This is a genomic window from Micromonospora sp. CV4 (assembly GCF_003667455.1).
GTDB lineage: Bacteria > Actinomycetota > Actinomycetes > Mycobacteriales > Micromonosporaceae > Micromonospora.
The window spans coordinates 1-14,749 of the sequence record NZ_RCVI01000325.1 but is presented as its reverse complement, the minus strand read 5'-3'; the positions used below and the strand labels follow the sequence as shown (position 1 = coordinate 14,749).

Genomic DNA, 14,749 nt, shown 5'->3' with positions numbered 1-14,749 from the left:
CCGCGGGCTTGGCCGCCGGGGCTGCCGGCTTGGCCGCCGCGCCCGGCTTCGGTGCCGCCGTCGCGGTCGCCGCGGTCGCCCGGACCGAGGGCGAGTACGGCGCCCAGACCGTAGCCGGATCCATGGTCATCGCCCGTTCGAGGGTCTGGCCGCCCTTGATGCTCAGGCCCTTGAGGGTGAGGTGCCCGCCGGGGCCGACGTTGAGGATCCGGAAGTAGTCGGCGGTGGCGTCGCGGCCGATGGTGGTGTGCTCGCCCTTGAGGGTGATCCGCTCGGTGATCACCGGCAGGCCGTTGCCCTCGTAGTCGTTGCGGGTCAGGTTGTAGGTGCAGCCCTTGGCCAGCTCCAGCACACCGCCGTCCTTGCTGTTGGCGAAGACGATCGCCTGGATCAGCTTGTCGGTGTCACAGGGGACCTGCTTGTTGCGGTCCTTGTCGTCGCGCTTGTCGTCGTCCTTGCCGTCCTTGCCGTCGTTGCCCTGGTCGTCGAAGCCGCTCCAGTCGCCGCCGCTCCACTCGTCACCCGGGTCCTGGCCGCTGTTCTCCTTGGCGTCGTCGGCGTTCTCGCCACCGGCGTCGCTGACGTTCTGCCGGTTGGTCGGCGCCTGCGCGTCGGACACGCGGGCGGGGTCGGGCTTGTCGTCCCGGGCGGCAAGGCCGCCGAGGGCTGCCAGGCCGACCACGCCGGTCAGCCCGGCCACGCCGGCGACCCAGAGCGCCCGCCGTCGTCGTGTCGGCGGAGCCGTCGAGGCCCCGCCGTCGGTACTCGTTACGTCGTTGGACATCAGAGCCTTCCGCCCTTTCCTGGTACCAGACGGGATCGCACCGCCCAAGGCGCGCGACCAGCTACAAATAGGTTGCAGCCACTGATCCTCACCGTATGAGAACCATCCTCGCGATGCGGACTTATCCGAGAAAAGCCCGCATTCACCTCAGGTCAGGGCAGGAGCCGGTGAACGGGCCCGGGTCGACAGGAAGGTGCGTGAGCAGCCCAAACGCCGACGGACCCCGCCGCCGGGCGCGCGGACGTCGAAACGTCGCTGCCCGGCGGCGGGGTCCGCCGTGGTCGTGCAGGTGGGTCAGCCCGGCAGGCGCGGCCCTGCCTCGCGCTGCTCGGCCAGCCAGGTCTCCACCTCGTCGGCGGTGCGCGGCAGGCCGGCCGACAGGTTCACCGCGCCGGTGGCGGTGACCAGCACGTCGTCCTCGATCCGCACGCCGACCCCACGCAGCTCGGCCGGAACCAGCTCATCCTCGGGCTGGAAGTACAGACCTGGCTCGACGGTGAGCACGTAGCCCTCGCCCAGCGTGCCGTCGCGGTACGTCTCCTTGCGGGCGTTCGAGCAGTCGTGCACGTCGATGCCGAGCATGTGGCCGAAGCCGTGCAGCGTCCACCGCCGGTAGATCGAGGACTTCTCGTCCATCGCCTCGTCCACGCTCACCGGCAGCAGACCCAGCTCCGCCAGACCCTCAGCGAGCACCCGCATGCAGGTCAGGTGGACGTCCTTGAACTTCACCCCGGGCCGGATGGCCTCGATACCGGCCTGCTGCGAGGCGTACACGATGTCGTAGACCTGGCGTTGCAGTGCGGTGAACCGGCCGCTGACCGGCAGCACCCGGGTCACGTCCGCGGTGTAGAGGTTGCGGCCCTCGACACCCATGTCCATGAGCAGCAGGTCACCGGGCCGGGTGGCGCCGTGGTTGTGCACCCAGTGCAGGATCGTGGCGTGCTCGCCGGCGCCGACGATCGAGCCGTACCCGACGTCGTTGCCGTCGTGCCGGGCGCGCAGCGCGAAGATCCCCTCCAGCAGTCGCTCCGAGACGGCGCGGTCCGCCGGCAGGATCCGGGCCACGTCCTCGAAGCCGCGCACCGTGGCGTCGATCGCGTCCTGGAGCTGGCCGATCTCCCACTCGTCCTTGACGAGCTTCTGCTCCGAGATGGCGATCGCCAGCTCCCGGTCGCGGGGCGGCTGCCCCTCGGCGCGGACCCCGTCGTACGGCCGGACCGCCGCGTCCACCTGGGCGTCGAAGCCGCGCAGCACCCGGGTCCGCCCCGGCGGCAGGTCGGCGAGCGTCGCCTCCAGGCCGGTCAGGTCGGCGGTGGGCAGGCCCAGCTCGGTGGACTTCTCGCCGAGCGTGTGCCGCCGGCCCACCCACAGCTCGCCGTGCCGGCTGCGGAAGAACTCGTCGGTCTCCCGCGACGAGCGGGGCCGCATGTACAGCATGGCGTCGTGCCCGGAGCCGTTCGGGCGCAGCACCAGCACGCTGTCCGGGTCGTGGTCGCCGGTCAGGTAGGCGAAATCACTGCCCGGCCGGAACGGGTAGGCGGTGTCGTTGGCCCGGACCTTCTCGGAGCCGGTCGGGATCACCAGCGTCTCGCCCGGGAAGGCCGCCGAGAGCGCGGCCCGCCGCTTGGCGTAGTTCGGGGCCTCCGGCCGGGGCGCGACCGGAAGCGCGCTGTCCCGCCAGCCCTTCCGCATGAAGGACAGGAACGCCTCCGGGAAGTCCGGATCGTGCGATTCCGTACCGTCCGTCGGCGTACCGTCGGTGCGTCCCTCGGTCATTGCGCCGCTCCCTCCGTGTCATTGCTGGTCCCGACGGTACCGCGCGCCCGGTTCGCGCCGGCGCCGCCCGGGAGCGCTCCGGATCGACGGACGGCTGCGACGGGCCTCCGGCGCGCGTGGGAAGATGACCACCATGTGCGGACTCCTGGCCTTCTTCAGCGCGAACGGCAACGCCGCCGCGCACCGCGACCACATCGCCGGAGCGTTGGAATGCCTGCACCACCGCGGCCCCGACGAGACAGGGGTCGAGGTGGTCGGCGACGCCTCCGGCCGGTACGCGGACGGAGTGTTCGCCCACAAGCGGCTCGCCATCATCGACGTCGCGTCGAGTCACGAGCCGCTGCCCTACGCGAACGGCCGTTACCTGCTGACCTTCAACGGTGAGATCTACAACTACATCGAGCTGCGCGACGAGCTGGCCCGGGACTTCGGCGCCCAGTTCGCCACCGCCGGTGACGGCGAGGTGATCGTCGCCGGCTACCACTTCTGGGGCGAGCAGGTGCTCACCCGGTTGCGCGGCATGTTCGCCTTCGTCATCTGGGACCGGCAGGAGCGGCGCGCGTTCGGCGCCCGCGACTACTTCGGCATCAAGCCGATGCACTACCTGGAGACCGCCGACGGGCTCTACCTGGCCTCGGAGAAGAAGGCGCTGCTGCCGTTCGCGCACAGCAGCTACCAGGGCGACGCGGGCGTCGACGCGGCCAACCTCAGCCACTACCTGACCCTGCAGTACGTCCCCGAGCCCGGCACCCTGCACAAGGGCATCAACCGGATCGGCTCCGGGGAGTACCTGACCTGGACCCCGGGCGGCCGGATCGACGTCCGCCGGTGGTACCGGCCGGTGTTCCGGCCGGCGCCGGTCGACGACGAGCAGAAGCTGTACCACGAGATCCGGGAGACGCTGCGGGAGAGCGTGCGCATGCACATGCGCTCCGACGTGCCGGTCGGCTCGTTCCTGTCCAGCGGCATCGACTCCACCGCGGTGGTCGCGCTGGCCCGGGAGTTCAACCCGAACATCCTGACCTTCACCGTCGGCTACGACGTGCCGGGCTATTCGGAGATCGACGTCGCGCAGGACTCGGCCCGGCACCTGGACGTCACCACCATCCCCACCAAGATCGGTCCGCAGGACATGATCGACGCGCTGCCGAAGATCGTCTGGCATCTGGACGACCCGGTGGCCGACCCGGCGCTGGTGCCGCTCTACTTCGTGGCGAAGAAGGCCGCCGAGCACGTCACGGTGGTGCTCTCCGGCGAGGGGGCCGACGAGTTCTTCGGCGGCTACACGATCTACCGCGAGCCGCTGTCGCTGGGCACCGTCAACGGCCTGCCCGGCGGGGTGCAGAAGGGGCTGCGCGCCGTCTCCAAGGCGATTCCGCAGGGGGTCAAGGGCAAGAGCTTCCTGGAGCGCGGCACCACCCCGATCGAGGAGCGGTACTACGGCAACGCGCGGATGTTCACCGAGGAGGAGAAGCAGCAGCTCCTGCGCCGCTACGACCCCTCGGTGCGCTACACCGACGTGACCGCCCCGATCTACGCGGAGTGCACCGAGCTGGACGACGTCACCAAGATGCAGTACGTCGACCTCTACACCTGGCTGCGCGGGGACATCCTGGTCAAGGCCGACCGGATCTCGATGTCCCACTCGCTGGAGGTGCGGGTGCCGTTCCTCGACCGCGCGGTGTTCGACGTCGCGGCGAAGATCCCGGTGGACCTCAAGCTGCCGCCGCGCTCGGACGCCACCAAGTACGCGATGCGTCAGGCGTTGCAGGGCGTCGTTCCGCCGGCCATCGTCAACCGCAAGAAGCTGGGCTTCCCGACCCCGACCCGGGTGTGGCTGCGCGGCGAGATGTACGAGTGGGCCCGGCACGTGCTGAGCACCTCGGGCGCGGGCGACCTGCTCGACCTGTCGTACGCGCTGCGGCTGCTCGACGAGCACAAGCGGGAGGAGGCCGACCACTCCCGCAAGGTGTGGACCGTGTTGATCTTCTGCATCTGGCACGCCATCTTCGTGGCCAAGACCCTCGACCCGGGCATCCAGCGCAACCAGTCCGCCCTGCTGACGAAGCCGGTGGTCGGCTCCATGGTCCGCTGACCTCCCGACCCCACCCCTGTTGATCAAGAGGTTTGCGTCATCCGGAGTCGTTCCGGTGACGCAAACCTCTTGATCATTTCCAGGGGGAGTGGGTCAGCGGCGGGCGCAGGTGACTGTGGGGAGGGTGTTGGTGCCTGTGGTGCTTGCCAGGAAGCCGAAGGTTGTGGTGCCTTCGGGTGCGACCGTGCCGTTGTGCGCGACGTTGGTGGCCGTCACCGAGGAGCCGGACGAGCTCTGGGTGGCGTTCCAGATCTGACTGATCGACTGCCCGCTGGGCCAGGTCCAGCTCGCGGTCCAGCCGGCGAACGGCGTACTGCCGTGATTCATGATCATGACTTCGCCCTGGAAGCCGCCCTGCCACGCGCTGACGACCTTGTAGACCGCCATGCAGTCACCGCCGTGCGGCGGCGGGGTGGTCGGGTTCGGCGGCGGGGTGCCGCCCGGACCTACGCCGGTCACCTGGCCGTTGCCGCCGTCGAAGGTCACGTCGGAGCAGCCGAAGAAGTTCTCCTGCGAGTCCGAACGCACCCAGCGGGAGTAGATGATGTGCCGGCCGCTCTTGCCCGACGGCAGGTTGCCGCTGAAGTAGTAGTGCCCCTCGTTGGTGCCGACCCCGCCACGCTGCGGCGGGTTGGTCACCGTCAGGAACGGCTGCTCCTCCAGGTCGCCCCAGGCGAGCGCCCGGGTCGGGCTCCAGCTGTTCTTGGTCACGTAGAAGTAGAAGGTGCCCGGGTGGTGCGCCCAGTTGCTGTACCGGAAGTCCAGCCGCGCGCCGGCGGTCAGGTGGGTCAGCGGCCAGTCGGTGCGGGGCAGGTCGTAGCCCCGGTAGCCGGGGTTGCCGCCGCTGCACAGCTGCCCGTCCGGGATGAAGCCGACCGTCCGGCCGCCGGCGTCGGAGCGCAGCACGCTGAACCAGTTGTAGAGCGAGTTCGCGCCACTCTGCGCCACGGCGGCGGAGCACGCAGGGTTGTTCGGCCGGATCTCGCCGGTCTGGCTCAGGCCGTCCTGCCAGCACAGGAAGGTGCGGCTGCCGGGGGTCATGGCCGCGCCGTGCGCGGCGGCCGGCTCCGGACTGGACGCCAGGGCGACGGCGCCCAGGCTGAGGGCCACGGCTGCGGTGAGCAACGCGGCCGTACGGGAACGGTTCACGGGTTCTCCTGACTCGCGAGGCGCGCCGCCCGAGCCGCCCCGCCGCAATCGGGTGGGGGATGTGGCCTGATCGCCCCGCTGCAAGGAACGGAAGCGACGATCACGGTGCGTGCCCCGGCAGGGGATCGGCCGGTGGACACGCGCCGTCAACGGTCCCTGTCGTGGACCGGCGCCCTCGCGTCGAACGAACCCGGCAACCGGCGGTGCGGCAGCCCTCGCACCGCCCGGTACGCGTCATCCCACCATGCCGCCCGGCCGCAACGCAATAGTCGGTTCTCGATGTGTCAGGCCGTCTTCAGAGCAGCTTCTCCAGGGTGATCGGCAGCTCGTACTGCCGACGGCCGGTGGCGTGGTGCACGGCGTTGGCGATCGCGGCGGCCGCACCCACCACGCCGATCTCCCCGACGCCCTTCATCCCGAGCGGGTTCACGACCTCGTCGTGCACCTCGATGGTGTCCACCACCACGTCCGGCGCGTCCGCGTTGACCGCCACCAGGTAGTCGCCGAGGCTGGCGTTGGTCCAACGACCCGACCGGGGATCCATCCGGGTGGCCTCCAGCAGCGCCTGGCCGAGCCCCCACAGCATGCCGCCCATCAACTGGCTGTGGGCGGTCTTGCGGTTGAGCACCCGGCCGGGCGCGAACACCCCGACCATCCGGCGCACCCGGACCACGCCGAGGTCGGCGTCGACCGCCACCTCGGCCATCTGCGCGCCGAAGGTGTGCACCCCGTACCCGGCGTCCTGCGGTGGCGGCGTCCAGGTGCCGAGCACCTCCACGTCCGGAGTCAGGGTGCGCTGCATCAGATCGGCGTACGTCTCGCCGACGTCGGGCCGGTCGCGCCGTGCCATCCGGCCGTCCTGCACGACCACCCCGGCGGGGTCCGCGCCGTGCAGGGGCGAGTGGTCGTCGGCGACCGCTCGCCCGATCAGCTCGTCGCGAAGCTGGGTCACCGCCAGGTGTACGGCGGAACCGACCGCGCTGGTGCCGGCGGAGCCGACGGCGGCGGTGACGTTCGGCAGGTCACTGCTCCCGCCGACGAACCGCACCCGCTCCACCGGCAGGCCGAGCGCGTCCGCCGCGACCTGGGTCATCGCGGTGTAGACGCCGGTGCCGAACTCCGACACGCCGGCCTCGACGACCGCGGTCCCGTCGTTGTAGAGCCGGGCCCGGGCGCGCTGCGGGTTCACCGGTTGGGTCACCGGGTAGAGCGCGCTGGCCATGCCACTGCCGATCAGCCACTGGCCCTCGCGCCGGGGCCGGGAGTCGCGGTCGGCCCAGCCGAACAGCTCGGACGCCCGCTGGTAGCACTCCTTCAGCCCGCTGCTGGACCAGGGGTGCCCGCTCTCCGGATCGGTGTCGGAGCAGTTGCGCAGCCGCAGCTCCACCGGGTCGATCCCGACCCGCTCGGCCAGCTCGTCCATCGCGCATTCGAGGGCGAACATGCCGGTCGCCTCACCGGGGGCGCGCATGAAGGTCGGGGTGATCGTGTTGCCCCGGATCAGGTGGTAGACCCCCTCGTAGTGGGGGCTCGTGTACGCCACGGCCGGACTCTGCAACGACGGCTCGGCCCAGTCGTCGAACTGGGAGGTGAGGGACAGTTTGTGGTGGCGCAGCGCGGTGATCCGACCGTCCGCGTGGGCCCCGAGGGTGATCCGCTGCTCCTGCTCCTCGCGGTGCCCGCAGGAGGTGAACATCTGCTCCCGGGTCAGCGCCAGCCGCACCGGCCGGCCAACCTGCCGGGCGGCGAGCGCGGCCAGCGCCGGGTGGTGCCAGATCATCGCCTTGGAGCCGAAACTGCCGCCGACGGCGTGGCTCACCACCCGGATCGAGATCGGCGGCAGGCCGAGCAGCGCCGCGACGGTGAACTGGGTAGCGTTCGGTCCCTGGGTCGAGTCGTAGACGGTCAACCGGTCGATGTCCTCCCATACGGCCGTGCTGGCGGACGCCTCGATCGGGTTGTGGTGGTTGGGCGCGAACCGGTACGTCGCGTCCACGCACACCTCCGCCTCGGCCAGCGCCTTCGCCACGTCACCGCGGGACCCGTGCCCGGGCAGCAGCCCGCCGAAGATCCGCTCGGGCACGTACGCCTGGTCCCGGGCCTGGTCGATCAGGGTGATGGCGGGCGTGGCGGCGTACTCGACGCGGATCAGGGTGCCCGCGTGCTCGGCACGTTCGATGGTGTCGGCGACCACGAGGGCGATGGGCTGACCGGCGTAGTGGATCGTCTCGTCCTGCATCGGGAAGAAGGTCTGGCCCGGCGCGGCCAGCCCGGCCAGCGACGGGAGCAGCTTCGGCACGGTGGCGACCCGGTCCAGATCGCGATGGGTGAACACGGCCAGCACCCCGTCGGCCCGCTCGGCCTCGACGGTGTCGATCGCGGTGATCCGGCCGCTGGCCACCGTGGCGCCGACCAGCACGCCGTGGACCAGGCCGGTCACCGGGACCTCCGCGGAGTAGCGTGCCTCGCCGCGTACCTTGGCGCGCCCGTCCACCCGGTTGAGCGTCGCGCCGATCGCCGGGCTCATGCCGCCACCTCCCGCTGCGTCAGCTGCTCCAGGGCCCGGACGATCGTCCGCCGGGCCAGCTCGATCTTGAAGGCGTTCATCCCGTGCGACACCGCCGGCGCCAGCTCGGCCGCCGCCGCCCGGCGGAACGACTCGGTGGTCGCCGGAGCGCCGACGAGCACCTGCTCGGCCGCGCGGGCCCGCCACGGTTTGGTGGCCACCCCGCCCAGGGCCAGCCGTACCTCCGTGATCTGGCCGCCGCTCATCGCGATGGCCGCCGCGACCGAGGCGAGCGCGAACTCGTACGACTCGCGATCACGGATCTTGATGTACCGGGACGTGGCCGCGACCGGTGCCGGCGGCAGGTCGATCCCGGTGACCAGCTCGCCGTGGGCCAGCGGATGTTCCCGCTCCGGGGTCTCGCCGGGAAGCAGGAAGAAGTCGTCGATCGGGATGCTCCGCGGGCCGCCCGGTCCCTCGGTCTGCACCACGGCGTCCAGCGCGACCAGCGCGACGGCCAGGTCGGACGGATGGGTGGCGATGCAGCGCTCGCTGGTGCCGAGCACGGCGTGCCCCCGGTTGATCCCCTCGATCGCGCTGCACCCGCTGCCGGGGACGCGTTTGTTGCAGGCCGCCGCGGTGTCGCGGAAGTAGCCGCACCGCACCCGCTGCAACAGGTTGCCGCCGAGGGTGGCCATGTTGCGCAGCTGCGGGGAGGCGCCGAGCAGCAGCGCCTCGGCGACCATCGGGTAACGGCGAACCAGCTCCGGCTCCTCGGCCACGTCGCTCATCCGGGCCAGTCCGCCGAGCCGCAGCCCTCCGCCGGGCAGCTCCTCGACGCGGTTCAGCGGCAGGTCGTTGATGTCGACGAGGCGGCGCGGCTGCTCGACGTAGATGCGCAGCAGGTCGATCTGGGTGGTGCCACCGGCCAGGAAGGTGCTCTCCGGGTCGGCGCTCACCGCGCCGATCGCGCTGCCGACGTCGGTGGCGCGCGAGTAGCTAACGGGCCGCATCGGCGGTGCCTCCCTGGTCGCGGACCTGGCGGACGGCAGCACGGATGTGCGGGTACGCGGCGCAGCGGCAGATGTTGCCGCTCATCCACTCCCGGATCTCCATGTCGTCGCCGGCGTGCCCCTCGGCCAGCAGCGCCACCACGGACATGATCTGCCCGGATGTGCAGTAGCCGCACTGGAAGGCGTCGCAGTCCAGGAACGCCTGCTGCACCGGGTGCAGGGTGTCGCCGTCGGACAGTCCCTCGATCGTGGTCACCTCGCGGTTCTCGCAGGTGATCGCCAGGGTGAGGCAGGACAGCACGCGGCGTCCGTCCACCCACACCGTGCAGGCGCCGCAGGCGCCCTGGTTGCAGCCCTTCTTGGTCCCCGTCAGTTCGAGCCGGTCGCGCAGGGCGTCGAGCAGGCTGACCCGTGGCTCGACGGTCGTCGTCCGGGATTCCCCGTTCACCATGAGGTGGACCTCGACGGCGCCGGGACCGCGGACCACCGCGTGGTCGGGGCTCGGCGCGGTACGCAGCGCCTGGTAGGACTTCACCAACTCGCACCTCCTCCAGTTGAAACCGACCATATCCTTCGCATAAGGACTGTTTGCCGCTTTCATGGCGATGTCGCCGGACCGACGGGCCTGGCCGGCACGGGCCGGCCGACGCGGCGGCGAGACGGAGAGACGGAGAGGCGGCGGAGCGTGCCGGACGTGTTCGACGAGGCGCACCGCCGCTGCCGCGCCGGCGAGGCGGTCGCCCTGGCCACCGTCGTGGCCACCTGGCGGTCCGCGCCGCAGCCGCCCGGCGCCAGCATGCTGGTCGCGGCCGACGGCGCGGTCACCGGCAGCGTCTCCGGCGGCTGCGTCGAGGCCGACCTCTACGAACGGGCCCGCCGCGTGCTCGACACCGGCGCCCCCGAACTGACCCGCTACGGCGTCAGCGACGACACCGCGTACACCGCGGGCCTGACCTGCGGCGGGGAGCTCGACGTGTTCGTGGAGCGGATCGACGCCGGCCGTCTCGTGGAGCTGGACGCGGTCGACGCGGCACGCCGCGCCGGCCGACCCGTGGCGGTGGTCACCTGCGTCGCGGCCGACGCCGGCGACCCGCCCGGCGCGGCGCCGGCCGACCCGGCGGGGCGACTGGGACGCCGCCTGGTGCTGACCGGGCAGCGGGTGACCGGCTCGCTCGGCGACGACCGGCTGGACGCCGCCGCCACCGCCGACGCCCTCGGGCTGCTCGCCGCCGGGCACAGCGGGGTGCTCCGGTACGGCTACCACGGGCAGCGTCGAGGCGCTGGCCTGAGCCTCTTCGTGACCGCCTACGCCACCCCGCCCCGGATGATCGTCTTCGGGGCGATCGACTTCGCCGCCGCGGTGGCCCGGATCGGCACGTTCCTCGGCTACCGGGTGACCGTCTGCGACGCCCGTCCGGTCTTCGCCACCCCTCGGCGTTTCCCCGAGGCGGACGAGGTCGTGGTGCAGTGGCCGCACCGCTACCTGGGGACCGAGTTGGACGCCGGCCGGGTCGACGGGCGGACGGTGGTCTGCGTGCTGACCCACGACCCGAAGTTCGACATTCCGCTGCTGGCGCTGGCGCTGCGGCACCAGCTGGCGTACGTCGGCGCGATGGGTTCGCGGCGCACCCACGACGAGCGGCACAAGCTGCTGCGCGAGGCGGGGCTGAGCCCGGAGCAGCTCGCTCGGCTCGCCTCGCCGATCGGGCTGGACCTCGGTGGGCGTACCCCGGAGGAGACCGCGGTGAGCGTGGCCGCGCAGATCGTCGCGAGCCGTTGGGGTGGGAGCGGCCGTCCTCTGACCGCGTCCGGCGGGCCGATCCACCGGGCGGGATAGCACGGGCCGCTGCGGCGGTGCCCCGGTCGGGCCGGACCGCGCCTTCCGGACCCGCCGGGCCACACGCTGTGCCAGCCTGGTGCCACGCCGATCGCCGAGGCGGGCGGTGGGGCGGCAGGCGACGACGAAGGGACCGGCATGGGATACGCGGTGGTGCTCGGCGAGGCGCTCGTCGATCTGCTCGACACCGAGCGGGACGGCGAGCGGGTCTACCGGCAGGCGATCGGCGGCGCGCCGCTCAACGTCGCCGTCGGGGTGGCCCGGCTCGGTGGCGCGGCGCAGTTCGTCGGTTCACTCGGCGACGACGTGCTGGCCGGCCGGATCCGCGCGTTCCTGACCGCGGCCGATGTCGAGCTGGCCGGCGCGGTCACGGTGGCGGCGCCGACCACCCTCGCGGTGGTCACCTTCGCCGGCCCGGAACCCGACTTCCGCTTCTACGGGGAGCCGCCCTCCTACGGCCTGCTCGCTCCCGAGGATCTCGACCTGGCGCTGCTGGAGGGCGCGGACGTGCTCTACTGCGGCTCCGTCGTGCTGCTGCGACCCGACACGCTGGCGGCCGCCCGGCGTGCCTGGGGGCTCGCCACCGGCCTGCGGGTCTTCGACCCGAACGTGCGCCCCCGGCTCCTGCACGGGCCGGGCGCGCTGGCGGGGTTGCGCGAGGTGGTGGCCGAGTTCGCCGCCGGCGCGCACCTGGTCAAGCTGAGCACCGCCGACGCCGAGCTGCTCTACCCGGGTGAGCCGGTCGAGGGGGTGGCCGCGTACCTGCGCGAGCTGGGCGCCGCGACGGTCGTGGTGACGCTCGGCGCGGCCGGCGCGGTGCTGGCCGCCGCCGATTCCGACCCGGTCCGGGTACCGGCGCCCCGGGTCGACGCGATCGACGCCACCGGTGCCGGCGACTCGGTGATGGCCGCGTTGATCGCCGATCTGCTCCTCGACGGTGAACCGGCCGACCCGGAGGGCTGGGTCGGGCGGGTGGCGTTCGCGCTGCGGGTGGCCGGCCTGGTCTGCGAGTCACCGGGCGGCGCCACCGCCATGCCCACCCGCGACGACGTCCAGCGCCGCTTCGGAGGCTAGACCTCGACCGCGCCGTCGAGTTCGCGGTAGCCGCGGCGGGCGGCGACGACGGCGGCGCGGGCGCCGAAGGGCGCCTCGGCGGCGACCCGTTCCGGCGGCGCGCCGCCGGTGTGCCCGGCCCGGATCAGCCAGGCCAGCTTCGCCAGCTCGGCGTGCTGCGCGCGGACGAACTCCACGTCCACCGGGTCGCCGTGGCCCGGCACCACCACCGTGCCCACCGTCGCCAGCCGGAGCAGGTCGGCGACCGCGTCCGGCCACTGCAGGGGGTACGAGTCCTCGAAGGCGGGCGGCCCGCTCTGCTCCACCAGATCCCCGGCGACCAGCACGTTCGCGTCGGGTACGTGCACCACCAGATCGGCGTCGGTGTGCCCCCGCCCGGGGTGACGCAGCAGCACCCGCCGGCCGCCCAGGTCGAGTGCCGTCTCGGTGTGCACGATGTGCGTCGGGGCGAGCAGCGGTGTGTCGGCCAGCTCGGCGGCGAGCGCGGGGTGCTCCTCGCGCACCTCCTCGTACGCCTCCCGGCGCAGCCGCTCCGGCTGCTCGCGCAGCGCCGTGGCGGCGAGCGCGTGCGCGTAGACCGGGCGGGGCGGGTCGCCGGCCAGGACGGCGTTGCCGAAGCAGTGGTCGTAGTGGTGGTGGGTGTTGACCAGCGTCAGCGGACGGTCGGTGACCGCCCGGACGGCGGCGGCCAGCTCGGTGGCCTGGGCCGCCGAGGAGAGGGTGTCCACCAGCAGCGCCTCGGCGTCGCCGACGACCAGGGTGACGTTGACCCGCAGCAGCGGCTCGCGCAGCACGTGCACCCGGTCGGCGACCTCGACGAATCCGCCGGTCATGATGCCCGCCCGGCACGGTCGACGAAGCGTTGCCGGTCCACCAGGATCCGTTCCACCCGACCCCGGGCCACCGTCTCGTCACCCTCGGTGACGGTCACCTCGAACGACAGCCGGCGACCGTCGACGGCCGCCAGCAGAGCCTGCGCCCGGACCGTCCGGCCGACCACGGTCGGCGCCAGGTGCTCCAGCTCGACCCGGGTCCCCACGGTCGTCGACCCGGACGGCATCGTGGTCGCGGTCGCCGCGACGGTGGCCGCCTCGGCCAGCGCGAGCACCCGGGGTGTGCCGAGCACCGGCACGTCCCCGGAACCGACCGCCTGGGCGGTGTCCGCGTCGGTGACGGTCAACTCGACCTGGGCGGTCAGACCCGGCGCGAAGGCCGGCTCGGGCTGCTCCTGCATGGTCGCCAGCCTAGGTGCTCGCCGAGCCCGCCGAGCACTCGCCCGGCGATCCCGCCGCACCCGTCGGGGCCCGCCGTCGCCCACCTGCGAACGGGTCCTCCGGGTGGTCCCCGTCGGTCGATGCCGCACCCGTCGTTAACCTTGACCGCGATGGCCGTCGTGACTGACCCCCAACCCCCCGCCCGGACCGACCCGCCCGCGTCCCCGGACGGGGGCCGTCGGCGCATCGTCGCCATGACGATCTGGGCGGTCGCCTTCGTGGCCGCCTGGCTGGGCATCGGGCTTCCCACCGACCCCGCGTACGCGTTCGTCTGGATCTGGGCGGGCACCATCGCCTGGAACAGCGACCGGCCGTGGCGAAGTCACCTGCGCTTCGCCCGGGACTGGGTGCCGGTGGTCCTGCTGCTCGCCGCGTACAACCTCTCCCGAGGGTTCGCCGACAACGGGGCCACCCCGCACGCGATGGAGCTGATCGTCGCCGACCGGTTCATGTTCGGCTGGGCCACCGGCGGCGAGGTGCCCACCATCTGGTTGCAGGAGCACCTCTACCACCCGCAGCTGCAGTGGTACGACGTCGCGGCGAGCTGGGTGTACTTCTCGCACTTCGTGGTCGCGCTGGCCGCCGCCGCCGTGCTCTGGCTACGGGACCGGCACCGCTGGGCGGCGTACATGCGGCGCTGGGGCTTCCTCTGCGCCGCCGGCCTGGCCACCTACTTCCTCTACCCGGCGGCGCCGCCGTGGTGGGCGGCGCAGAACGGCCTGCTCACCGAGGTCGCCCGGATCTCCACCCGGGGGTGGAAGGCGTTCGGCATGCACGGCGCCGGCAACGTGCTCAACGCCGGCCAGATCGCCTCGAACCCGGTCGCCGCGATGCCGTCGCTGCACACCGCGTGGGCGCTGTTCGTGGTGCTCTTCTTCCTGCACACCACCCGCCGCCGCTGGTGGCCGCTGCTGCTCGCGTACCCGCTGGCGATGACCTTCACCCTGGTCTACTCGGGTGAGCACTACGTGATCGACGTGCTGGTCGGCTGGACGTACGTCGGGCTGACCTTCCTGGTGGTCGGCCTGGCCGAGCGCGGGTGGGCGGCGCTGCGGGCCCGACGCGCCGGGTCCGCCCCGGTCGCCGCGGAGCCGCCGCCGGGGGAGATCACCGGCCCGGACGGCACGGCGGACCCGCCGGAAACCACCTCGGAACGGCCGGCCGGCGGACAACCCGCGCGGGTCGCGCCGGGCGCCTCCGACCAGCCCGCGGTACCCGCCGACCGCTGACGCCGCCGGCGC

11 protein-coding genes and 1 pseudogene are annotated in these 14,749 nt (G+C 72.6%); 4 read left to right on the top strand and 8 right to left on the bottom strand.

Translation table 11 applies throughout. The annotated features are described in order from the left end of the window. Positions 1-784 (bottom strand): annotated as a pseudogene (locus EAD98_RS31020) (right-handed parallel beta-helix repeat-containing protein); the annotation flags it as partial. A gap of 294 nt (positions 785-1,078) precedes the next feature. Then, on the bottom strand, positions 1,079-2,560 hold the full coding sequence (locus EAD98_RS23010; RefSeq protein WP_121656095.1) for an aminopeptidase P family protein: 1,482 nt from the start codon (positions 2,558-2,560) through the stop codon (positions 1,079-1,081). A 133-nt stretch (positions 2,561-2,693) separates the two neighbouring features. Here EAD98_RS23010 and asnB point away from each other — a divergent pair, with 133 nt between their 5' ends. After that, a complete protein-coding gene (gene asnB, locus EAD98_RS23005; protein WP_121656096.1) occupies positions 2,694-4,655 on the top strand; it encodes an asparagine synthase (glutamine-hydrolyzing) in 1,962 nt (653 codons plus the stop codon). 93 nt (positions 4,656-4,748) lie between these two features. Here asnB and EAD98_RS23000 read toward each other — a convergent pair whose 3' ends face one another. From EAD98_RS23000 to EAD98_RS22985, 4 genes are all read right to left on the bottom strand, one after another. Continuing rightward, positions 4,749-5,804, bottom strand: a complete 1,056-nt coding sequence (locus EAD98_RS23000) for a lytic polysaccharide monooxygenase (protein WP_121656094.1) — start codon at positions 5,802-5,804, stop codon at positions 4,749-4,751. A 295-nt stretch (positions 5,805-6,099) separates the two neighbouring features. Further along, on the bottom strand, positions 6,100-8,331 hold the full coding sequence (locus EAD98_RS22995) for a xanthine dehydrogenase family protein molybdopterin-binding subunit (RefSeq protein WP_121656093.1): 2,232 nt from the start codon (positions 8,329-8,331) through the stop codon (positions 6,100-6,102). After that, on the bottom strand, positions 8,328-9,323 hold the full coding sequence (locus tag EAD98_RS22990; protein ID WP_121656092.1) for a xanthine dehydrogenase family protein subunit M: 996 nt from the start codon (positions 9,321-9,323) through the stop codon (positions 8,328-8,330). Before EAD98_RS22990 ends, EAD98_RS22995 begins: the two co-directional genes overlap by 4 nt. After that, on the bottom strand, positions 9,310-9,774 hold the full coding sequence (locus EAD98_RS22985; protein WP_199723506.1) for a (2Fe-2S)-binding protein: 465 nt from the start codon (positions 9,772-9,774) through the stop codon (positions 9,310-9,312). The genes EAD98_RS22990 and EAD98_RS22985 overlap by 14 nt, the downstream gene beginning before the upstream one ends. A 234-nt stretch (positions 9,775-10,008) precedes the next feature. On the opposite strand from EAD98_RS22985, the gene EAD98_RS22980 reads away from it, so the two are divergent. Both EAD98_RS22980 and EAD98_RS22975 read left to right on the top strand, forming a co-directional pair. After that, positions 10,009-11,160: an XdhC family protein gene (locus tag EAD98_RS22980; RefSeq protein WP_121656090.1), complete on the top strand. Its 1,152-nt coding sequence runs from the start codon at positions 10,009-10,011 to the stop codon at positions 11,158-11,160. Positions 11,161-11,298: 138 nt separating this feature from the next. Next, positions 11,299-12,234: a carbohydrate kinase gene (locus tag EAD98_RS22975; protein ID WP_121656089.1), complete on the top strand. Its 936-nt coding sequence runs from the start codon at positions 11,299-11,301 to the stop codon at positions 12,232-12,234. On the opposite strand, the gene EAD98_RS22970 is transcribed toward EAD98_RS22975, so the two are convergent. After that, positions 12,231-13,067 carry an MBL fold metallo-hydrolase gene (locus tag EAD98_RS22970; RefSeq protein WP_121656088.1) on the bottom strand — a complete coding sequence of 279 codons (837 nt, stop codon included), beginning with the start codon at positions 13,065-13,067 and terminating at the stop codon, positions 12,231-12,233. The two genes, EAD98_RS22975 and EAD98_RS22970, sit on opposite strands and share 4 nt — an antisense overlap. Beyond that, positions 13,064-13,468 carry a thioesterase family protein gene (locus tag EAD98_RS22965; RefSeq protein WP_121656087.1) on the bottom strand — a complete coding sequence of 135 codons (405 nt, stop codon included), beginning with the start codon at positions 13,466-13,468 and terminating at the stop codon, positions 13,064-13,066. Before EAD98_RS22965 ends, EAD98_RS22970 begins: the two co-directional genes overlap by 4 nt. A 150-nt stretch (positions 13,469-13,618) precedes the next feature. Here EAD98_RS22965 and EAD98_RS22960 point away from each other — a divergent pair, with 150 nt between their 5' ends. Beyond that, positions 13,619-14,737, top strand: coding sequence for a phosphatase PAP2 family protein (locus EAD98_RS22960; RefSeq protein ID WP_233578843.1), 1,119 nt, complete (start codon positions 13,619-13,621; stop codon positions 14,735-14,737). Positions 14,738-14,749: the final 12 nt, after the last annotated feature.

Bases quoted from the DNA above. Each gene is read 5' to 3' on its own strand.
- EAD98_RS23010 (WP_121656095.1), bottom strand. From the start codon at position 2,560: ATGACCGAGGGACGCACCGACGGTACGCCGACGGACGGTACGGAATCG.
- asnB (WP_121656096.1), top strand. From the start codon at position 2,694: ATGTGCGGACTCCTGGCCTTCTTCAGCGCGAACGGCAACGCCGCCGCG.
- EAD98_RS22995 (WP_121656093.1), bottom strand. From the start codon at position 8,331: ATGAGCCCGGCGATCGGCGCGACGCTCAACCGGGTGGACGGGCGCGCC.
- EAD98_RS22990 (WP_121656092.1), bottom strand. From the start codon at position 9,323: ATGCGGCCCGTTAGCTACTCGCGCGCCACCGACGTCGGCAGCGCGATC.
- EAD98_RS22985 (WP_199723506.1), bottom strand. From the start codon at position 9,774: ATGGTGAACGGGGAATCCCGGACGACGACCGTCGAGCCACGGGTCAGC.
- EAD98_RS22975 (WP_121656089.1), top strand. From the start codon at position 11,299: ATGGGATACGCGGTGGTGCTCGGCGAGGCGCTCGTCGATCTGCTCGAC.
- EAD98_RS22970 (WP_121656088.1), bottom strand. From the start codon at position 13,067: ATGACCGGCGGATTCGTCGAGGTCGCCGACCGGGTGCACGTGCTGCGC.
- EAD98_RS22965 (WP_121656087.1), bottom strand. From the start codon at position 13,468: ATGCAGGAGCAGCCCGAGCCGGCCTTCGCGCCGGGTCTGACCGCCCAG.
- EAD98_RS22960 (WP_233578843.1), top strand. From the start codon at position 13,619: ATGGCCGTCGTGACTGACCCCCAACCCCCCGCCCGGACCGACCCGCCC.